At 66.3% G+C, this 20,030-nt stretch carries 21 protein-coding genes and 1 tRNA gene; 6 read left to right on the top strand and 16 right to left on the bottom strand.

The window, feature by feature from the left end; all coding sequences use genetic code 11:
* The gene (locus AB0C38_RS04730; protein ID WP_360666447.1) at positions 1-1,692 is read right to left on the bottom strand and encodes an N-6 DNA methylase; all 1,692 of its coding nucleotides are present in this window, start codon (positions 1,690-1,692) and stop codon (positions 1-3) included.
* A 77-nt stretch (positions 1,693-1,769) separates the two neighbouring features.
* Here AB0C38_RS04730 and AB0C38_RS04725 point away from each other — a divergent pair, with 77 nt between their 5' ends.
* Positions 1,770-2,534: a protein phosphatase 2C domain-containing protein gene (locus tag AB0C38_RS04725; protein WP_360666444.1), complete on the top strand. Its 765-nt coding sequence runs from the start codon at positions 1,770-1,772 to the stop codon at positions 2,532-2,534.
* A gap of 46 nt (positions 2,535-2,580) precedes the next feature.
* Positions 2,581-2,665 (top strand) — tRNA-Ser (locus tag AB0C38_RS04720).
* 90 nt (positions 2,666-2,755) lie between these two features.
* Here the strand turns inward: AB0C38_RS04720 and AB0C38_RS04715 are convergent.
* The 13 genes from AB0C38_RS04715 to AB0C38_RS04655 form a co-directional block, all read right to left on the bottom strand.
* Positions 2,756-4,114, bottom strand: a complete 1,359-nt coding sequence (locus tag AB0C38_RS04715; protein ID WP_360666441.1) for a site-specific integrase — start codon at positions 4,112-4,114, stop codon at positions 2,756-2,758.
* A 13-nt stretch (positions 4,115-4,127) separates the two neighbouring features.
* On the bottom strand, positions 4,128-4,430 hold the full coding sequence (locus tag AB0C38_RS04710) for a helix-turn-helix domain-containing protein (RefSeq protein ID WP_360666438.1): 303 nt from the start codon (positions 4,428-4,430) through the stop codon (positions 4,128-4,130).
* 286 nt (positions 4,431-4,716) lie between these two features.
* Positions 4,717-5,865: a DUF3631 domain-containing protein gene (locus AB0C38_RS04705; protein WP_360666435.1), complete on the bottom strand. Its 1,149-nt coding sequence runs from the start codon at positions 5,863-5,865 to the stop codon at positions 4,717-4,719.
* Between the two features lie 27 nt (positions 5,866-5,892).
* A complete protein-coding gene (locus AB0C38_RS04700; RefSeq protein WP_360666432.1) occupies positions 5,893-6,642 on the bottom strand; it encodes a DNA cytosine methyltransferase in 750 nt (249 codons plus the stop codon).
* Positions 6,642-7,001, bottom strand: coding sequence for a hypothetical protein (locus AB0C38_RS04695; protein WP_360666429.1), 360 nt, complete (start codon positions 6,999-7,001; stop codon positions 6,642-6,644). Before AB0C38_RS04695 ends, AB0C38_RS04700 begins: the two co-directional genes overlap by 1 nt.
* Positions 7,002-7,235: 234 nt before the next feature.
* Entirely contained in the window at positions 7,236-9,452 is a 2,217-nt protein-coding gene (locus AB0C38_RS04690) for an FtsK/SpoIIIE domain-containing protein (RefSeq protein ID WP_360666426.1), read from the bottom strand.
* 65 nt (positions 9,453-9,517) lie between these two features.
* Complete coding sequence (locus AB0C38_RS04685) at positions 9,518-10,423, bottom strand: hypothetical protein (protein ID WP_360666423.1); 906 nt, start codon at positions 10,421-10,423, stop codon at positions 9,518-9,520.
* Positions 10,420-10,737 (bottom strand): hypothetical protein, encoded by a 318-nt coding sequence (locus tag AB0C38_RS04680; protein ID WP_360666420.1) that lies wholly within the window; start codon positions 10,735-10,737, stop codon positions 10,420-10,422. Before AB0C38_RS04680 ends, AB0C38_RS04685 begins: the two co-directional genes overlap by 4 nt.
* On the bottom strand, positions 10,737-10,985 hold the full coding sequence (locus AB0C38_RS04675) for a hypothetical protein (RefSeq protein ID WP_360666417.1): 249 nt from the start codon (positions 10,983-10,985) through the stop codon (positions 10,737-10,739). The genes AB0C38_RS04680 and AB0C38_RS04675 overlap by 1 nt, the downstream gene beginning before the upstream one ends.
* Positions 10,982-11,422, bottom strand: a complete 441-nt coding sequence (locus AB0C38_RS04670) for an SsgA family sporulation/cell division regulator (RefSeq protein ID WP_360666415.1) — start codon at positions 11,420-11,422, stop codon at positions 10,982-10,984. Before AB0C38_RS04670 ends, AB0C38_RS04675 begins: the two co-directional genes overlap by 4 nt.
* Positions 11,419-11,829 (bottom strand): RNase adapter RapZ, encoded by a 411-nt coding sequence (locus tag AB0C38_RS04665; RefSeq protein WP_360666413.1) that lies wholly within the window; start codon positions 11,827-11,829, stop codon positions 11,419-11,421. The genes AB0C38_RS04670 and AB0C38_RS04665 overlap by 4 nt, the downstream gene beginning before the upstream one ends.
* Entirely contained in the window at positions 11,826-12,056 is a 231-nt protein-coding gene (locus tag AB0C38_RS04660) for a hypothetical protein (RefSeq protein WP_360666410.1), read from the bottom strand. The genes AB0C38_RS04665 and AB0C38_RS04660 overlap by 4 nt, the downstream gene beginning before the upstream one ends.
* A gap of 146 nt (positions 12,057-12,202) precedes the next feature.
* The gene (locus AB0C38_RS04655) at positions 12,203-12,493 is read right to left on the bottom strand and encodes a hypothetical protein (RefSeq protein WP_360666407.1); all 291 of its coding nucleotides are present in this window, start codon (positions 12,491-12,493) and stop codon (positions 12,203-12,205) included.
* A 195-nt stretch (positions 12,494-12,688) separates the two neighbouring features.
* Here AB0C38_RS04655 and AB0C38_RS04650 point away from each other — a divergent pair, with 195 nt between their 5' ends.
* Genes AB0C38_RS04650 through AB0C38_RS04635 form a run of 4 tightly spaced genes read left to right on the top strand, consistent with a single transcriptional unit; the run spans position 12,689 to position 15,596 of the window.
* Complete coding sequence (locus AB0C38_RS04650) at positions 12,689-13,549, top strand: GntR family transcriptional regulator (RefSeq protein ID WP_360666404.1); 861 nt, start codon at positions 12,689-12,691, stop codon at positions 13,547-13,549.
* Positions 13,546-14,490: an NAD(P)-dependent oxidoreductase gene (locus tag AB0C38_RS04645; protein WP_360666401.1), complete on the top strand. Its 945-nt coding sequence runs from the start codon at positions 13,546-13,548 to the stop codon at positions 14,488-14,490. The genes AB0C38_RS04650 and AB0C38_RS04645 overlap by 4 nt, the downstream gene beginning before the upstream one ends.
* A 3-nt stretch (positions 14,491-14,493) precedes the next feature.
* Positions 14,494-15,318 carry a hypothetical protein gene (locus AB0C38_RS04640; protein ID WP_360666399.1) on the top strand — a complete coding sequence of 275 codons (825 nt, stop codon included), beginning with the start codon at positions 14,494-14,496 and terminating at the stop codon, positions 15,316-15,318.
* A gap of 50 nt (positions 15,319-15,368) precedes the next feature.
* On the top strand, positions 15,369-15,596 hold the full coding sequence (locus tag AB0C38_RS04635; RefSeq protein ID WP_360666396.1) for a hypothetical protein: 228 nt from the start codon (positions 15,369-15,371) through the stop codon (positions 15,594-15,596).
* 214 nt (positions 15,597-15,810) lie between these two features.
* On the opposite strand, the gene AB0C38_RS04630 is transcribed toward AB0C38_RS04635, so the two are convergent.
* Together AB0C38_RS04630 and AB0C38_RS04625 are read right to left on the bottom strand one after the other, a co-directional pair.
* Positions 15,811-17,799 carry an ATP-binding protein gene (locus AB0C38_RS04630; protein WP_360666393.1) on the bottom strand — a complete coding sequence of 663 codons (1,989 nt, stop codon included), beginning with the start codon at positions 17,797-17,799 and terminating at the stop codon, positions 15,811-15,813.
* A 140-nt stretch (positions 17,800-17,939) separates the two neighbouring features.
* A complete protein-coding gene (locus AB0C38_RS04625; protein WP_360667500.1) occupies positions 17,940-19,241 on the bottom strand; it encodes a restriction endonuclease in 1,302 nt (433 codons plus the stop codon).
* Between the last annotated feature and the right edge of the window lie 789 nt (positions 19,242-20,030).

Raw genomic sequence — 20,030 nt, 5'->3', positions numbered from 1 at the left:
CTATCGGCCCGGGATGAGCCGTCCTTCGACAAGTCCCGCGAAGCCTAGCCGGACCAGCTCACGGCCCGTTTCCGCCGTCTCGCGCAGGACGGCGTCGAACTCGGCGAGGCGCCGGAAGACCTCGCCGTACTCGCGCTGGACGCCGATCGCGACCCGCGGGATCCGCACGCGCCTGCCGTCGATGCGCGTCGACGCGGAGGCGGCGGGCAGGTCGGCCGCGCGCAGGCACCCGGCCAGGAAGTCCGCGTCCAGCCGGTCCGGGTCGACGCGGTACACGGTGAGCCCGGCGCCGACCGGCTCCGATGGTCCACTGTGGACGTACGCGATCCCGGTCACGGACGCGACGACGTCGCCCGCGTCGGCCGTGGGGTGCTCGGCGTCGGCGCGGGCCGCGTGCCTGACCTCGACGACCCCCGCCTTGACCAGCTCGCCGATCGTCGTGAACGCCGGTTCGGTGTCGGCGGCTTCGAGCGTCGGCAGCCGCGGCGCCAGTTCGGCGAACCGGCCCCGCACGGCCTGGAAAGCCTGGCCGAGGTCCTCGTCCCGGCCGCGGCGCCGGGCCGGCGTGAGGTCGACGTCGTCGTCGAGCAGGTCGATGATCCGGACACCGGATTCGGGGTGCTCGCGGAACTCCCGCCACATCTCGTCCACTGTGGACAGCTCGTCACCCGCCTCCGCCAGCAGCACGGTGGACGGCGGACGCTGCCCAGGCACCGGCCGCCGCAGCAGCCAGAGGTCGGGGCCGGCCGGCGTCAGCGTGACGACCGCGCGGACCGCGCCCGCGCGCAGCAGGTTGCCGCGGATGCGCTTCCCGCTGCGCCGCCCGGCCGCCGCGCCCGGCATCAGGATCGCCACCGGGCCACCGGGTTCGACGTGGGCGAGGCAGTGCTGCACCCAGGCGAGCTCGGGTTCACCGCGCGGCGGCAGGCCGTACTCCCAGCGCGCGTCGCCGACGAGTTCGTCGTGTCCCCAGGCCCGTTCGTTGAACGGCGGGTCGCACAGCACGGCCTCGGCGGTCCGGCCGGCGAAGGCGTCTTCGCGCAGCGCGTCGACCGCGTAAACGTCGGCCTCGATGCCGCGCAGCCTCAGCCGCAGCATCGCGATCGACGCCGTCATCGGGTCACTGTCCTGGCCCAGCACGGTTTTCGCGCCGCTCGCCAGCGCGAGCGCGCCGAAGCCGCAGGCGGGGTCGAGGATCGCCGAGACCGGGCCGGCGAGCCGGGCCATCAGCTCGGCGACCGGCTCCGGCGTGGCCGACAACCGCCGCGAATGCGCTTCGAAGTACCGGCGGCACAACAGTTCGAACGACTCGACCGGCCCGGCCCGGTGCGTCATCTCACTGAGCAGGGTGAGCAATTCGGGGTCGTCGAGCTTGCTGTCGAAGGTGTCGAAGATCCCGGCCTGGAAAGCGAAGAAGGCGCCCGCGCGGCTCACGCGCTCGGCGAGGTCGAGGTCGTCGCCCAGGGCACGCAGGCGCTGCCACGCGCGTTCACCGGCGGACAGCTCGAACTTCTTGCCCCGGGCGCGGAACCAGCCGGCGACGGCGGACAGGCCGAACAGCGGGCTCGACGCGGTGCCGCCGACGGGCGGCGGGAAGTCCGGGTAGCGACGACGCCAGTTGCTCACCGCGGCCCGGCCGACCCCGGCGAGCCGCGCGATGTCGGCCGCGCTGACCGTGGCGTCGTCGTCCATGGCGGGAACTCTATCGGAGAGTGCTCCATTCAGCCGACTTGCTTGTGAACTCAGTCAACCAATGCTTTCATGGGAGCATGACACACGATCGGTACGTCCTGCGGTACGCCGCGGGGTCGGACGTCGGCAGGCGACGCAAGATCAACGAGGACTCGCTCTACGCGAGTTCCCGCCTGCTCGCCGTCGCCGACGGCATCGGCGGCCAGCCGCACGGCGAAGTCGCCAGCGCGACCGCGGTCGACGTGGTGCGCGAGCTCGACGTCGACCTCCGGCGGGTGGACCTCACGGGCGTCGACCTGGCCGCGACACTGGCCGGCGTGGTCAAGTCGATCGACCAGCGACTGACGGAAGTCGCTTCGAACGAGCCGGCGACCGTCGGCATGGGCACGACACTGACGGCACTGATGTTCGACGGCGTCGAGTTCGCAGCGGCCCACGTCGGCGACTCCCGCGGTTACCTGCTGCGCGAAGGCGGCCTGCGCCGGCTGACCCGCGACCACACGCTCGTCCAGGCCCTGGTCGAGGACGGCCGGGTCGCGGCCGAGGACGCGGACTCACACCCGCGGCGTTCGCTGCTGATGAAGGCGTTGCAGACGACGGGTTCCAGCGACCCCGACATCTGGACGTTCACCGCGAAGCCGGGCGACCGGTACCTGCTCTGTTCGGACGGCCTCAGCGGCCCGGTGAACGAGCCCACCCTGCGCGACGTCCTGGCGGCGATCCCGGACCCGGCCGACGTGATCCCGGAGCTGATCCGCCTGGCCAACGAAGGCGGCGGCCCGGACAACATCACGTGCGTGGTGGCCGACGTCGTGGCCGCACCGCCCGCCACCAACGGCTGAGACCCACCTTCAGGTCCCCGGACAGCCATCCGGTATCGTCTCCTGCGGAGGATTGGCCGAGCGGCCTAAGGCGCACGCTTGGAAAGCGTGTTGGGTTCACGCCCTCGCAGGTTCGAATCCTGTATCCTCCGCCGTTTGATCAGGCAAAACGCCGGGTGCCCCACTTCGGGACACCCGGCGTTTTCCGTCTTAGTCTCAGTTCTAGTCTCATTCGCCCCTCGTTAGGCCACCTCCGGCGTCTCGTCGCCGTCGTCCGCCACGTCGTCCGGCGCTGCCCAGATCAGCCCGTCGACCCGGCCGGCCACGCCCCGCCTGATTCGGTCGGTCACGTGCTGGTACCTCGCGGCCATGGCCGTGCTGGACCACCCCATGATGGACATGACGGTCCGCTCCGGGACCTCAAGCAGCAGGAGCACCGTCGCGGCGGTGTGCCGGGCGTCGTGAAGCCGCCGCTCTCCCACCTTGGCGTCGCGCAGCAGCTCCTTCCAGTGGTGGTAGTCGGTGTTGGGCACGAGCGGTTGACCGGTCGGCTTGGTGAAGACGTAGCCGGTCTCCTCCCAGAGGTCGGCCGCCAGGGCGCGTTCCTGGGCCTGGGCCGCTTGGTGCCGCACCAGCAGCAGCGCGAGTTGCTTGGGCAGCCCGATGTACCGCTTACCGGCCCGCGACTTCGTAGGCGCGGTCTCCCGGCGCGTCGAGACGCGCTGCGGGCAGTACCCGGCGAACTTCCGGCCGCACGGTTTCGAGCAACCGTGCTTGTACTTCGGCCGGAGCCGGTTCCGTCGCACGCCGATTTCGGGTGTGTGGCGCTCGAAGCACTCGGCACAGAACGGGGACTTGTGCTTCTTGCACGCTCGGTCCCAGCGATCCCAGTTCACGTCGGGCCACTGGATCCCCAAGGCCTCACCCTGGCGGAGACCCAACGCGAGGGCGATAGCCCACCGGGCGCTGTTTCGCCTACGCCCGGCGGTTTCCAGGATGCGCTGGATCTCGTCGACGTCGTACGGCTCGTAGTCCTGCTCCTCCATCTTCGGGGCACGAGCCAGTTCCGCCGGGTTGTCCGTGATGATTTTGCGCTTCTTGGCTTCCTTGAGCGCGGTACGGATGGTGCGGTGAACCTGATGCACCCGGCCGGCGGCGGACCCCTCACGCATCATCTTGCGGTAGAGCTTCTCCAGGTGATCAGGTTCCAGCCTGTCGCCCGTGTGTGAGCGCTGGAGACGGTGTGCACCCACGCCCGGGATGAGGTGAACTCGGCACGCCACCTCGTATGCGTCCCACGCGTTCTCAGTGATGGTCGGTGGCGCGACGATGTTCTCAAGCCAGTGGGTCAGCCAAGATTCGACAGTCCAGTTCTGCCCAGCCTTCCGCACGCGCCCTTCGTCGCGCTCGTTCTCCCACTCCCGCACCTTGTTCCGGACCTTGGCCTCATCCTTGGACATGGTGTGACGGCGGTCCGGCTTCCCGTTGTCCTTGCGACCGACCGTCACACGGCCGTGCCAGTGTCCGTCGCTTTTGCTGAAGTAGACGCTGCTCGCGCCGTTCGGAGCGCGCGTGCCTTCGGGGCGCTTCTTCCTAGCCATTAAAAGTCCTTCCTCAGGCGGCGGCCTCGCCGGCCGAACCGGCGACCAAGCGGGCGGCGAACGCGTCGATAGCGGATACGGAGATGCGGCGGAGTCGACCGATGCGGACGGACTCCAACGCGCCGGAACGGACCAGGCTGTAGGCGGTCGTGCGGCCGATGCCGAGCCGTTCCCCGGCCTCTTCGACAGTCAGGAGCACGCGAGGTGGCAGAGGCCGGGGTGCCGGCCGCGCGTCGTCGGCGTTGTGGGCCGCGAGGCGTTCGGCGAGCTGAGCGAGACCGGCGGCAAGCTGGGCGATGTCGTTGGCGGTAGCCATTGGTGGTGAGCCCTTCGGGTCGTGCTGTCGGTGGCGGCGATGCGCATGGGCTCTCCTCGGGTCTGGTGGTCGGTTGTCGGTGCTGAGGGGGTAAGCCGTACCAGCCGTACCAGCCTCGTTTTGCCTGGTCAGGTGCGGTACGGCTTAGTTTTGTGGTACGACTTGAGCCGTACCAAGACGGTTGCGGTGGTACGGCTTGAGCCGTACCAGGCGAGGGAGCCGTACCAGGACTGACCTGCGAAAATGAGGCTGGTACGGCTGGTACGGCTACCCCGCCCAGCGGGTGTCAGGCCGACCGCGCCCGGCGGAGCGGAATAGCTCCCCCGGCGGCCTCGCCGTCACGTTTGGACGGCGGCTCTGAGCAGTAGCGATCCCACGAGTCAGCGAAGTCCGCACGGCGGTAGCCCTTGGCCTGCCCTGTACCGGGAAAGCGCATAGTGTCCGACCGGATGCCGTACTCCTTGAGCAGCGTCCCGAGCCTCATGGCGGTGAGCCCGGTCGCGCCGTACTCGCGCCACGGCGACTCCTCCATAGCCCGCAGCCGGTGCAGCAATTCGGCCGTGGGCAACGCGGTCTCGTCCCCGAACGCGGTCCGGCAGTCGACGAGCAGCCGCTGACGGTCGGAGTTGCCGTCGTCTTCCTCTGCGGTAGCGGTGAGGGCGAGCACGGCGGAGCGGGAGCGGTCACCCCAGCCGCCGCCGGCATGGTCGGCGACAGCCACGAGCGGTTCCCAGGTGTCGGCTGCGCGGTCTTCCACGGGCATCTCCGGTTCGGCGGCTTCCAATGTGGACAGGTCGGCGCGCAGCCACGCGCGCAGGTCGTCGGCGAGCACTCGCAGCGCGGGCCGGTCCCGGCGGTGCCGGTACGGGTCAACGCTTTCGCCGGGGGCGCGGCGGCGCATTCGCACGATGACCGCCCGGTCCTCGATGGTGTCCGGCATCGCGCCGATCCCGGCGAGCGCGGCCATGGCGAACGTGGGGATGGACTCGACGCGCTGATTGGTGGCGTCGTAGCGCTTGGCCGGCCGGTTGCGCTGGTGACCGGCGTTGAGCAGCCCGCGCAAGTCCTCGTTGCCCTCGGCTTTCGGCCCGAAGATCGTGTCCGCCTCATCCACGAGCAGGGTGGGCGGGTCCTCGGACACCGACCGGTAGACAGCAGCCGGAGAGCTGTTGACCGTGATGAACGGGTTGTGGCAGGTGGCTTCCACGATGTCGAGCAGCCGGGACTTTCCGCAGCGCTTCTCCGGCGCGCGGATCACCAGCCGGGGCGCGTGCGCCCACGCGGGTTGGGCGTGGGTGGCGGCGATCCACAGGGCGACGGCGTCGGCGGTCTCGGGATTTGGCAGGGCCACGTATCGGGTGAGCGCGGCCCGCAGGTCGTCCAGGAGCGTCGCGCCGGGTCGGGTGGCGTCTGGGGTGGGTTCGGTGGTGGTCATGCGTGCTGGGCCTTTCTGGACAGTGGTTCAGGCGGCAGCGGCGGGGACGAGCGCGGCGTGGTGGGTGGCGAGGATCAGGCGTCCGAGTCGTTCGGCGGCGTCGGGGACGACGGCGTTGCCGAGGGCGCGACGTCGGTCCAGCCCTCGGGGAACCCCATAAGCCACTCGACCCACGTCGGGTTCGACGGCCCACCGAGAGCGGTGCGCAAGTTCAGGCCCCCGGTGCGGCCGGAGGTTCCCGGGCCGCCGGTGGCATCGGAGGCTGTGGGCGTGGGCCACGCCGAACAGGCGGCGTCGCAGGTGTGGGGCACCCACGGCACAAGCGCTGAGCGTGCCGACGCGGCATCGGTACCCGAGACGATCGAGGTCAGCGAGAACAGTCCGGAGTCCTCGGGTCCGCAGACCGGGCACGTTCTCCCACACGACCCAGCTGGGTCGGAGGTCGGCGACGACGTCGGCCATCGCCGGCCAGAGCCACCGCGGGTCACGTTCTCCGAGCATGAGTCCGGCGTTGCTGACCGGTTGGCACGGGAACCCACCGGCGACGACGTCCACCCGGGGCCGGGCTTGGGAGTGCCACCACGGGACTGCGGTGCGGACGTCGTCATGACGCGGGACCTCCGGGAAGTGTCGTTGCAGGACGGTGCGGCAGAACGGGTCGAGTTCGACCTGTCCCACGGTGGTCATCCCGGCCCGTTCGAGTCCGAGTTCGAGGCCGCCGATGCCGGAGAACAGCCCCAGCACGGTCATAGCTCCGGTGTGGACAGTGGTCGTCATCAGGCGGCCTCTCGCGTGGCGATCCAGGCCTCGACTCGCGCCCAGGACGTGGCGGCCTGTTCGCGGATCTGGCGCGGTGTCAGGGCGGGCCGGGTGACGACGGCGCGGCGGCAGGCGAGTTCGGCGTAGGTCGGCGCGGCGGCGAGGGCCCGCCAGTCGGCGGCGGCCGACACGGCGTTGGACGTCTCCCGCAGCGTGCGGCGACGGTCCCACTCGATCCATTCGGCGAGAAGTTCCGCGACGTGCGGGCTGGTGTTGAGCAGTCGCCAGGCGGCGGCGTCGAGGGTGAGCGCGCGGTACTCGGTGAAGGGGACGGTGACCCGGGTGGCCGGGCCGGCGGCGGTGGTGTGCGTGGTCAAGGCAGATCCTCACGTCGGTCACACGGGGTGACGGTGTGTGGGCGTGTTCAGCCAGGGCTAGGGCCGGGCGGCGAGGGCGCTAGCCTGGTTTTCTGGGTGTTTCCGCAGGTCGGAGCGAGGTGGGCCTAGGGCGCTAGTGCGCTGGTCACGACCGCTGCGGGTGTCTAGAGGAGGGGTCTAGGTCTAGGGGCGGTCCGGTCTAGCACGCGCACCGCCCCTAGCCTCTGCGACTGGTTACGCTCGGTTGTTCTTGGCGGTGGTGAGGGCGTCGCGGGTGTAGCCGTTGCGGTTGGCTCCCTTGCCGGTGTCGGGGTCGGTACTCCACACCTGCTTGGGCTTGACGCCGTACGGCTTGAGCGCGGTGGCGAGGTTCTGCGCGGTCCAGCCCCGGTACTGGCCGGGCCGCAGCTCGGCGAGCCGGGTCACGATGGCGTCGGACCAGAGCTTGTCCTCGCCCCGGGCGAACACCGCGATGGTGTCGTCCAGCGGGTCCAGCCGCGCGGCCTCGACGTCGACGGCCTCGCCGGCGGCGTAGCCGGTGATGTTGCCGAGAGCTTCCCGCCGTACCCGGGCGCCGGCGGCGATCTTCTTGGCGTCGGTGGCGTCCTTGTAGACGCTGCGGACGATCTGCGCGTCGTCGCCTTCCCCGGCGAGGTAGCCAATACCCCGGTCGGAGCGGGCAAACATCGTGGCGCGGACACCGGACTTGTACTGGCTGGTGCCGAGCACCATGTCGTTGGCCTGCTGCCCCATGACCTTGAGGCAGAACCGGAGGATGGCGTTGGCGGAGATGCCGGTGGGCAGCGACTTCGCGTCCGGGCGCTGCGTGGCCAGGATCAGCGTGATCCCCAAGGCGGGGCCGCGCTTGACCAGGTCGGTGCAGATCTCCTCCAGCTCCTCGCCGTGCTCGGGGTGCTCGAACCACACCTGGCACTCGTCGACCCCGACCACGATCGGCGCGAGCCGCAAGTCCTTGCGCGCGGCCAGCTCCGGGGTGACCTTGTTGTCCGGGCACACCGACTCCGGCAGGTTGCGGATCACCTTGGTGCGGCGGCGCATCTCCTCCCGCAGCTCCCGCATCTCCACCACCATGCGTTCGATGTCCTCGGGGTCATCGCCCACGCCGTAGGCCTGCGCGCACTGCCCCAGCGGCGAGAGGTCACCGGTGCCCTTGAGGTCGTAGGCGTAGAGCACCGCGCGCGGGTCCAAGGCGGCGATCAGCAGCAGTTCCCGCAGCGTGACCGTCTTGCCCATGCGCGGGACCGCGCCGATCACCATGGACGCGAACATCAGCGTGATGGGCACCCAGCGGCCGCGCTGGTCGGTGCCGAACGGCTGGGCCTTGAACAGGTCGACCGTCGCGCCCGGCTTGGCCAGCGGCCACGGCTTCTGCTTGGCCTTGGACATGTCGGTATCCCCGACCCACAGCACCAACCGTCCTTCGTGGACCTTCGCGTCCCCCTCGGGCCACACGCAACCGATCTGGCGGCGCAAAGCGGAGGACAGCTCGTCGCGCTTGGCGATGATGTCGCCGGCCGTGACACCCAAGGGCAGGTCGACGTCGGCGCGCCAGCCGTCGCCGTCGCGGGCGATCGGGTTCGGGAACTCGATGCGCTTGCCCTTGGCGTAGGCCTGGTTCAGGCCACCGATGCCCAGCGAGCAGAGCGCGTCCTCGATCATCGACGACGTCAGCTTGGGTGTCTTGACCGCGTCCACGGCGCGGCCGGCGACCGGCTTGTCCGCCGGTGCGCCCCACCAGCCCACGAGTGTCATCGCGACGACCAGGGCGGTCCAGTTCCAGAACGGCGTCACGAACGTGATGCACAGATAGACGATGGCCAGCAGCACGACCACGGCGAACATCACAGGTCCCAGCCGGTGGCGCACGGTTTCGTTGCGGATCTCGCGCAGCTTCATGTACAGCTCCGCGTCGGAGCGGTCGCGGGCGTTCATGCGGACCGGGTGGGACTCCGCGTCGTACACCCACGCCCGGACCCGGACGATCAGGCGTCCGATGGCGCCGAACGAGCGCAGGAACGCGGTCGGCACGTACACCGGCACCCGCAGCGCGTGGAAGGCGAAGGTGTGGGCGGCGTAGCGGACCAGGAACCGGGCGCGGGAGCGGAACTCTTCGGCCGAGGTCAGCCAGCGCGCGACCAGCGGCCGGGCGGTGGCGTTGCCGGCGGCCTCCCACCACGTCGCCTTCGTCGCGGGCGGGTCGACCAGCCGGACGACCGCGCCGGGCTCCGCGTCGTCGTCGACGGCGGGCCGGTCCTGCTCCGGGATCTCCTCAGGCGTGCGGGCGGTGTCGGGGCGGATCGGGACGACGTTCCCGGCCCGGGTGGTGGCGGTGTCGGTGGCGGCCGGGTCGGTGTTCACGGTGTCGTCGCCGGTGGCGTTCACGGGCGCGTCGGCCGGGGTGTTCGTGGACGGGTCGGGCGTGCTGTTCACGGAGAGAGGCCTTTCGGGGTCGGGTCCATTCACGGACTCAGGGGTGTGGTCGGCGGTGGTGGACATCAGGCGGCCTCCTCCTGGTCGACGGTCACGGGCTGGTCGGCGGGCACCGGCGCGACGGCCGGGCGGGAGGTGTCGGCGATCAGGTCGTCGGCGACGTTCTTGCTGGTGCCGCGCGAGATCTCCGGGCAGACGGACCGCACCCACGCCGGGGTGATCTCGATCCCTGGTGCCCACGCGGCGCGGGCGTCGGCCAGGTAGTCCCCGCGCAACTTCCGGGCCGGCTTCGCGGCGGGCTTGCGGGCCGGACGGCGACGCGGCCGGGTGGCCGGTGCCGCCTTCTCCCCCGCGCTGTCCTCCGCCGGGGCGGCGGGCACGGTGGCCGGAGCGGCGGCGGCCTGCTGTCCCGTGAACGCCGTGCCTGCGGCCGCCATGACGGCCTCGGTGAGCTTGTCCCGCAGCACCGGCGCGGTCTCCGCCGCGAGGAACACCAGTACCGGCGGAACCGAGTGCAGCACCACCCCGGCGACGTCGAAGTGTGTCCAGGACTTCCAGGTGTTCATGACGTAGGTGGCCAGGAACGCGAACCACTTCGTCCGGTGCGCCCACCGGCCGGTGTCGACCTGGTACCGGGCGGTCACCTGCTCTGCCCGCAGCACCGCCACGAGCACGAGGGACACCATGGGGTCCAGCAGCCACCCGGCCAGCCACCCGAGTGACCAGGTGGCCGCACCGGCGGCGGCGAAGGACTGGACGTTGACCATGGTGAACGCCAGGCCGAGGAAGATCCCGAGCCAGATCACGGCGTCGATCTGGGTGCGGACCTTCTCCACCCGCAGCGCCACCACGTCGGGGTGGTTGGCCAGCCGTCGCACCTGCGCGGCGGTGGCGGCGTCCTGGGCGAGCTTGTCCGCGTCGGTCAGCGGCTGGTGTCGGGCGTCGGTCGGCGTGAGGTCGGTGGTGGTCATCGGCGGCCTCCCCGGGTGGTGTGGACGATTTCGGTGATGGCCATCAGCCGCACGATCGTCGCGGCGGCCAGCAGCGCCGGGACGACCAGCGCGATCCAGGTAGCGGTGGTGTTCTGGATCTTCACGATCACCAGCCACTGAACGAACGCGATGATCGCGGTGGCCAGGATCAGGCGGATGGTGTTGCCGGTCATGCGGGTGACCTCGCGGACGCCCTTCTGCGCCCGTACCGCGGATTTGCGGCCGGAGCGCCACACGGCGAACACGCCGACCAGCGCGAGGCCACCGAGGACCATCAGCATCTGGGTGTTCATCACGCCACCTCCGCAGCGTCGTCGGGAAGGGGGAACAGGTCGGCTTGCCCGGGGGCCTGCCAGTCCCCGCCGTGCCACACCGCGTCCAGGGCGATGCCGTGGTCGGCGCGGATCAGCGGTTCTTGCTCGGTCAGCCAGTCGCGGCGTTGCTTGGCGGTGGCCTTGGCCCAGGTCTGTCCGGTGTGGTCGGTGAACCGGCGGATCGCCAGTCGCTCGATCGCGCGGGGGCTGAGGTTCTTGGTGCTCACGCCACCTCACCCCCGGCCAGCAGGTCCAGTTCGCGGGTCCAGTTGATCCGGGTGGCTTCGGTGCCGGCCGGGACCATCGCGTCGGTGTTGTCCAGGAACCGCTCCAGGTCGGCGCGGCAGAACCGCAGCAGCGCCGGTCCGATCCGGCCGGACGGGTCGCGCAGCTCGATCCACGTCGCCGTGTCGTCGAGCAGGTCCGGGTAGACCTGGACGTCGCCGATCCCGCAGCACGCGTCCAGTCCTTCGGCCAGCAGCTCCCGGGAGAGCAGCCACGTCACCGGACCCGAGGTGGTGGGGATCTCGACGGCCACCGCGAAGACGTCGGACACCCGGTAGGTCAGCGCCACCCGCACCTGGTGCCACCCAGCGGCCGGGACGTTGGTGGCCGGGATCAGCCGCGCCGGGACGCGGCGGCGGAGTGTTGTGCGGGCGGTCATCGGGCCACCACCGGACGGTTGATGTGCAGGTGCTGGATGTGCACCCGCACGCCTTGGGTGGCGAGGTGGGTGGCCACGGTGTCGGCCAGGACCACCGAGCGGTGACGGCCGCCCGCGCAGCCCAGCGCCACCATGACCGGCACCGCGTTGGTGTCGTCCGTGGGCAGCACGGCCGTGACGGTCGCGGCCAGCGACGCGGCGAACGCCCGTGCTCCGGGCTGTCCCAGGACCCGTGCCCGCACGGCCGCGTGGTGGCCGGTCAGCTCCCGGAACGCCGGGTCACGGTGCGGGTCCCGGAACAGCCTGCGCAGGTCGACGACGAACTGCGGGTTCCAGGTGAAGACCTTCGTGTCGTGCAGGTACCCGAACGAGTACACCGACACCTGCGGGGTCTGCGGGGCGCTCATGCCGCACCGCCGGAGACCAGCTCGACCGACTTACGGACCAGCGTGAGCGCGGCTTCGCGGACGTCCTGCGCGTCGTCGGTCAGGCACGCCCTGTCCAGCGCGTCGGCCATCGCGAACAGCCACGCCACCCGGGCGGAGACGTAGTCACTTTTGCCGGGCCGCTCGGCCAACAGGTCAGCGATGTCCTTGTACTGTCCCGCGCCGGGCGCGGTGGCGGTGCCTACCATGGGAAACCTCTCCGAGTAGCCATGTGAGTGGTTGGGGAGACCCGACGCGGCGTGCGCGTTCTTGGCGGAGTGAGCCGCCGTGTCGGGGTCAAAAGCAGCGGATACGGCGCGGTGGCCGTGCAGCATCGCGCCGACGTAAGCGGCCATCACGCGGCCTCGCCCTCAGCCGACACGGCGGTGTCCAGCCGGACCGGCAGCACCCGCAACGTCGCGCGGTCGGTACGTCGGCGAGCCCGGTGGGCGTGCTGCAGGTCGGTGAACGCGTAACGGGTGCGGGTCTCCGCCACTGCCGTCGCGGCGGCCAGCTCCTCGTCGACCTCGGCGATCAGTGCGTCAATGGCGGCCTCGTCCAAGCCGTCCGGGCAGTAGCCCTCACCAGCGGCAAGGCCGTCAGCAGCGATCTGGACGACTCGGTTGGTGATGTGTGCGGACTTCATGGTGTGCCCTTCGGTGGGTGTGGTGTGGAACACCATGAACCTAACAGTTGGTTTTTTAACCAGTCAACTGGTTGACTCGAATGGAGTAACGCCACCAGCTCTGAGCTGCGAGAACTTCTCCAGTCATCTGGTATGGTCTGACCTGTTCGCCATCCAGATGATTGGTCGCAGTGGCGACCCGAAGGAGCTGCACACATGTCCCGGCCGCGCTCTGGGGTCCAGCGGTCCGACCCGCTGCACCAGCAGGTAGCCCGCAACATCCGGAACGACATCGAAGCCGGTCGACTCCGCGACGGTCAGCCCCTGCCGTCCACGCGCGAGCTGGCGACCGAGTGGAACGTCAGCCCGTTCACGATCAACGAAGCGATGGACGTGCTGATCAAGGAAGGGCTTGTCATCAGCAAGCCCCGCGCCGGCCGCGTCGTCAACGCGCCGCACGTCACCGCAGAGACGCGCCCGAAGCCCAGCGCTCCCCACGTCCTACTGGTCGGCGGCTACGCCGGCAGCGGCAAGACCGAGCTCGGCCGCGTCGTCGCCCGCGAGACCGGCTGGCCGATGCTCGACAAAGACACCCTGACTCGGCCCGTCGTCGAAGCAGCTTTGGAGCTGCTCAACCTGTCCCCCAACGACCGCGAGTCCGAGACGTACCTCAGCAAGGTCCGCCCCCGCGAGTACGAAGCGCTGATCAGCGCCATGACCGAGAACGTCCAGTGCGGCAACAGCGCGATCGTGACCGCACCGTTCATCAAAGAGTTCTCCGACCCGGCGTGGGTCGAACGCATCCAGGCGACCTGCCAGGGGATGGGAGCCAAGCTCTCGTTCGTCTGGGTCTACTGCGACGCGGAGACGATGCACACCTACGTCCGCCACCGTGGCGCCGCACGCGACGCCACGAAGCTCGCGAGCTGGGAGAGCTACCTCGCCGGCATCGACCTCGAGCTACGGCCACCCGTTCCCCACGTCGTCATCGACAACTCGGCGTCGAGCAAGCCTCTCCAGGACCAGGCGAGGAACCTTGTCAGCACCGTATTGAGCGAGGATTCAGAGAAGCAGTGACCACGACAACGCGCATCCTCGTCAGCTCAGAGGCGGACGACGTGGTCGGCCAGGAACTGTTCGGCCAACTCGACTCCGTCGAGGTCATCCCGTACGACCCCACGACGACGACCCTGAACGAGCACCAGCGGCAGGCTGAGATCTTCGTTCCGCCCTATCGTGGCACCAACCGCCCTATGCCGTTGATGGCACAGATGCCCAACCTCCGGATGGTTCAGCTCACGGCCGCCGGCACGGACGAGTGGGCGAACGAGGTCCCGGATGGCGTCGTCCTCGCCGGTGCGAGGGGAGCACATGCCGGCCCAGTCTCCGAATGGGTACTGTCCGCCGCGCTGACCCAGTACCGCCAATGGCCAGCTCTGGTGCGGTTCCAGGACGAGCACACATGGGCGCACCGCAAATTCGCCGCCGACACCCTGCGCGGAAAGCGGGCTCTTATCGTCGGAGCGGGCAGCATCGGTTTGGCCGTGGCGCGGCTGTTCGCGGCGTTCGGCACGGAGTCCACCCTGGTCGCGAGCACTTGCCGAGACGGAGTCCACGCGGCCTCGGAGATTCCCAACATCATCCAAGGGCACCACATTGTGGTGATCGCCGCGCCACTGAACGAAAAAACTCAGAATCTAGTCGACAAAGACTTTCTCGCAGCCATGGATGACGGAGCACTGCTCATCAACGCCGGACGCGGAAAGATCGTCGACACGGACGCACTTGTGACCGAAGTCAAATCAGGGCGCTTGCGCGCAGCACTAGACGTCACAGAGCCCGAACCGCTCCCCGAGGACCACCCGCTCTGGACCTTCTCCGGCGCCATCATCAGTCCGCATTCAGCCCGCACTGTGCCGGGGACTAACGTCCTTTGCTACGAAGTAGCGGTACTGCAGATTGAGACTTTCCTTAATGGAAAGATACCGAGCAATTCGGCCAGACCGAAGGGAACGTGAGCAGTGAGCCAAGAACAGCGCGAAGTAATAACTGTTCGCGGTCACTCTTTCGAAGCGCCAGCACTCGAACGCGCGCTTGAGTTTCACACACCTTTTAGCGAATATGGCCAGGATCCAACCTGCTTTGAATATTGGTGGAAGCTTCTAAGCTTCATGTACGACCTGGACAATCCAGCCACTTTCCCTCCCTTGGGTCGCAACTCACTCAATACAGACGACGCAGCATCAGTCAACCGATACATCAAGACTTGCACCGACCTAGCTGGCACCTCCATCATTAACACCAAAGCTGCGGCCTCTTTCAAACCGGGCCCAAACGGCACGACGGAAGTGACACTCGAAAGATTCCCGCCAAGAGATAGCATGATCGGCTTCGCGAGCATGTGGAGACAGCTGTACACAGAGGCTGAACTTGGAAGTTTTATCAACGTACACAACATAGTCGGCCGAATAAATTCAGAGGTCGGCGATTCCGCGCAGCCTGAGCGGGCAGAAACCCTCAAGAAGTGGCGTCAGGTTCAAAATCGACTAAAGGCCACCTCACTCAAGGAACAAGTGGGGGCGAAACTCCAAGGCGGTAACAGAAACTTTATCCCCAGGCATCACGATCTAAATCCTCAGCAACTGGTATCGCTTTACCTCTACGGAGACTGGATTCACTGGGGAGAATCCCGAGAAGACTACGCCGCGTTCGTCGCAGATCCCGTCATGGGACCGATGCGGGATATCAGCGCACTAGAAACCATGGCCTCTTTGTCTCACGTCTACATGGGATTCGCCAGCCTCCTCAAGTCAGCCTTTTCGGGTAACGTCCTCAGCTCCACATGAAGTCAGGCGGCTTGACGAGTACCCTTCCATTCACCATGAAGGAGGTTGGAATGGCTAACGATGAGACAGCCCCCAGGCTCAGTGAACTACTGAAGGACGCTCGTGCCGCAGTCGAACACATCGAGGAAGCTCGAAAACACTACGCTGCGGGCAACCAGCAAGCTGCGGTCGACGTCGTCGCTCTAACGCCCTACAAACTGAACCAGGCGCTTGGAGACATCGACGAGCTACTTAAGTACTGGTCAGGCAGGGGCATCGTGCCAGGTGCCGGCGACTAGAGCTGCGTGAGGCTGAAGCTCGGCGACTCCCGAGCTTCAGCCTCGCACGATGCCCGCGGAAGAACAGGCCCAGCGACCACCCGTCGAAAGAACCACCAGACCGGAAAGGGGATGTACGCGCCAGACTGGCAGGTCTCCGAGATAGCCAGCCCCGCGTGCAGGCTGCGTCTTGCCTGCAGCCGACACATCTCGCTAGCAGCTGGCGCACTTGGGTCTAACTCACGTCCTGTTCAACATCCTCCGTTAGTGAGGCTAAAACTTTCCTGAGGGTACTGGTTTTTTCCTCGGTGTCTAGATATGACTTGTATGATTCGTAAGCATTAATAAGCAACTCTTCATACATGACGATACGGGCATTAATCGGCTTCAAAGTGTCTTCGGAGATCTGCCGTCCGTTGATACGTTTCCAGTCGGCAGGGTCCTCGCCGAGCACGCAGACGCATTCAACCGACTCGTCGCCCTTGCCTTGCTTACTAAGTTGGGCCACGAGAGCAGTTCGATACTTATCGATCTGCTCATACAACTTCAGCGTGGTCGTCTTCACAGAGTGCCTCTTTAGCTCGACAATCACATGTGAGCCAGCGACCCGCTTGTATTTGATATCGACACGTGATGCCTTTTCTTCCTCGGAAAGATCATCGACAATGTCTATAAAGGCCTTCCCGAGGGTGATCTCAGAAAGTTTCTCCGTTGCACGCTCCCAAGACGGATCCAAAAGCCAGAGATTTGTAAACAGGTGCTCGTGCAGGATCCTCTCAAGTGCATTGTTGTCGACGTGTTCCTGCAGCTTCTCAATGACCTTGAGGCGTTGAGTGACGATTCGATGGTAGAGGACCGCCTCGAGATCTTCAATGCTACTAAACAACACTCCAATTGCCTGAAGGTCGGCGGTCTCCATTGACTCGATCGCATCGAGATTGTCTTTATAGCGAAGGACCTCAAATGCGAGGACTGAATGCGCGAACAGTTGGGCACGCTGTTCTTTATTGTCAATGGTCAGCTGGTTGATTCTCCCGAAGAGGCGCTCGGCTTTGCTCTTCGTGTTGCCCTCGAGCGTTTGGAACCAGTCATTGATGTGCTGGTTCTCCAGCGCCGCACTGGTGCCTTGGCTGTTTCGAAGCTCCGTCCATTTGGCTCCCACCTTTCGCACTTCTCCCGTGAACCAGTTGATTAGAGACTGGTATCGTGGGTCGTCTTCGACAATCTTCTGCCTGCTACTTGTGGCAATGTCATCGGACTCGTCATTGTCTAAAAAGTCAGCATGAATCTCACCGAAAAGGTAAGCGCCGAAAATACTGGATTCTTTGATCTCTTCCAGTAGGTTTTCGTGGGCCAGTTTACCGCGAACGATGAGCGTGACGCGGTTAATCTTCTCCCCGTCGTCGTCGATGAGGTCTTTAGGACTGAACGAGGTCGCCAACCAGCCTGAAGCGGATCCCTCAGGGAGATTCACCGGTGGTGCCGTAGCAGAATGCTCCGAATTTCGACACAGGCGGAATACCTCACTGGACCTTTCTTCACTCTCGAAGGTCCAGATGAACTGAGCTTTGTGGAAGTAGTTTCGATCGAGTGGCGTGACTTCGTGCGCGTCAATGAAGACTTGGAAGTGATACTCGGACCCAAGGATCGAGAATCGTCGGGCCAGACGTTTTGTCAAGCCACCCACTACATTACGCATCTCTTTCTTGAGATCGCTCAGGACGATTCGAGTACCTTTCGGCAAGTCTACTGGAAAGTTATCCAGAACCGCTGGCCGATAGTGACCGGCTTCCGAATCTTTAATTTGCTTTTCGATATCTGAAAGTAGCATCCTGAAAGCCGACTTTTGGCCGTCTTTTGTGGTGTAGACATCAATCTGTCGAGCAATTGAAAACAGGGACAGCTTGCCGATTCCTTTTCGACCCATAACTGGGCGCTCGAACCGCTTGGTTACCGCGTTATTATTGTCGCGCCGACGATATCCGACTGTAAGGAAGCGTTCGTTAACGTCGTCCTCGGTCATGCCGATTCCATCGTCAGTTATCGTGATCTGCTTGTTGACCTGGTCAACAACGATGCGAACAGTTTCAGCGTCTGCGTCGTACGCGTTTGCAACCACCTCAGAAAGTACGGCTGAGACGTTGCTGTACAGGTTGATCCCCAGGTGGTTGAGCACATTTAGGCTCAAAGTCATGGCAAACGGCGACTGAGCGGCTGCGGTCATACCTTACCGTAACCGCTTTGTTGGATCCAACCAACCGTCGGACGAGATTAAATGTTGATCTTGAGTGCCAACTGCAGAAGGATGGCGGACGACGTCCGCGATCAACGCTGGACCAGAAGTCTGGGAGTCGCGCACGGTCGTTAGCGGGCCTGAATTCCCCCGAACAGCAACACCTCTTCGGGGCGACGAGCGCTGACCGCGTTCTTGTAGCCATGCTCGATGTCGCGTAGGAGTGCGTCGACGTCTCCGCCGTGGCTGTCGAAGGCCATCTTGCGTACTTCCTCGGCCAGCCGCCGGCCGTCGATCAGGAGGATCGGGTACTGGTCCTCAACGATCTCCTCCTGAGCCTTCAGGCTGTAAACGGCGGTCGTGACGTAGACCCCGATCCACCCGCGGCGAAGCCTGGCCACGACGCGAGCTATCTGCTCGGCATTGATCGACGATGTCGGTGTAACACACTTGGCCTGTCCGAGGACTACGAGCTTGACCACGGCGTCGCCGCCGCCTACATCGAGCCGGCCAACGAAGTCGGTGCCACCGTCGCCAGCACCCCGAGTAATCCAGCCGTCGACATAGGTTCCACCTCGCTCGCGGAACACTGCGCTAGCGACGCGCGCGGCGAGGAGCTCGAACTGAACCTTCTTCCCGTCGAAAGCCTTATAGATCTTCTCCAGAACGGCTGACTCCGCGGTGCCCGGCGCTGGGCGTTGGTCGTTGAGTGGCCGGATCTGGCTTGCAGCAACCCGGCGGCGGACCCTTGGCAGCGCGACGTCACCGAGCTCTATCCACTCGTTCCACGCGCTTGGCGCGTGCCGCAATGTCCGCGCCGCTGTCAGAGTTGGATCCCACCGGTCGTCGAACCACCGCCAGTCGACTTGCTCGTCCTCGACCGCCAAGTTCAGTACCACGAGGTCGAACACGTAGTTGGCGAAGCTCTGCCCCGTGGCGGGATCTCGCTGGATGACGTGTTCGAGACGTTCCATCACCGCGATGCCGCAGAACTGCACGTGGCCCTTGACGAGTCCGCTCACGGTTACCGAGCGAAAGAGTGCGATGGGAGTCGCCCGTAGTCGCTCGGCCGAAGTCGCGCCACGGTGCGCCGGCCACGCTGCCAGGAGTCCGGCGTTGCCTCGGGTGGCGCCCAGGGCGGCCGTGCTGCCGAGTTTGTGGTCACCGAAGTACCGGACGTAGCCGTGGTCTAAGTCGTACACATCGTGCCAGGGATTTGACGCTTGGCCCGCCTTCCAGGAACTTGTCCGGAGGGCGATCAGTGGCCGGCGGGCTTGATCGACCGCTGCGACCTGGCGTGTGGGGTTGATGCCACTCTCGAGCGAGACGTGTGTGCCGTCTGGCGCAATCGTGAGATGGTGAAAGTTGGGCAACCCGTCGATCTGGAGATCGCGAGTGTCGGCGCCCCGCGCATACCGAAGGGTCGACGTCATCCGCATGAACCTGTCCGACGAAGTGGTCACCTGCCGATCATCCCAACCGATCGTGACCTACGCGACCATCGACGCACCGAGATGGTCACATCATCCGGAATGGCTCTGGCCCGTGCTCGCGACCAGCCCAGCTTCGACGCCGCCGGAGAGTACCCAATGCCCGAGAGCACCCCGCCAAGACGGCGCCTGTTGCCCGCAGAGGCTTCTCGCGGCGATCTCGCACCTAGGAGACCTTCCCCAGCCGAGAGCCGCTTGACGGCCCGCTAAGACCAGCGTGAGCAGGCCAGCGAAGCTGCGGCCGTAGTCTCAGTTCTAGTCTCATTCGCCCTGGTTCGCCGGAGTTCGCCGATCGGCCGATAGTGCGCTGACCTGGTCTTTCGCACTCATCGGACTCCTGTGTACGGCAGTGTGCAGACTTGGAAAGCGTGTTGGGTTCACGCCCTCGCAGGTTCGAATCCTGTATCCTCCGCACTTGAACAGGCGAAACGCCGGGCCGCGCGCCCGGCGTTTCGTCGTTCCGGGCCGGAAACCGGTGGCCTGCCCCGAATCCGTCCGCACGAGCACCTGCCCGTGCGGGTGCTCGGCCGCCTCGGCCGCTGCCCGAAATGTGAAATGTCTTCGAGCGATTGCCGGACAAATCTGCTCGTCCACAGGGAGTTACGGGCAGGGCTGATCGCAGCCCGTTGCTCCGGTCGCGCTAGTCTCACCCCAACCCGAGCCCGACGCTTCCAGAAAGGCCAGCAGTGGCACGAAAACCGCTCTGACCTGGGGTAGCGCCGGCCAGCGACT

The organism is Amycolatopsis sp. NPDC048633, from assembly GCF_040650695.1.
Classification (GTDB): Bacteria; Actinomycetota; Actinomycetes; order Mycobacteriales; family Pseudonocardiaceae; genus Amycolatopsis.
This window is presented reverse-complemented; position numbering and strand designations above follow the sequence as displayed.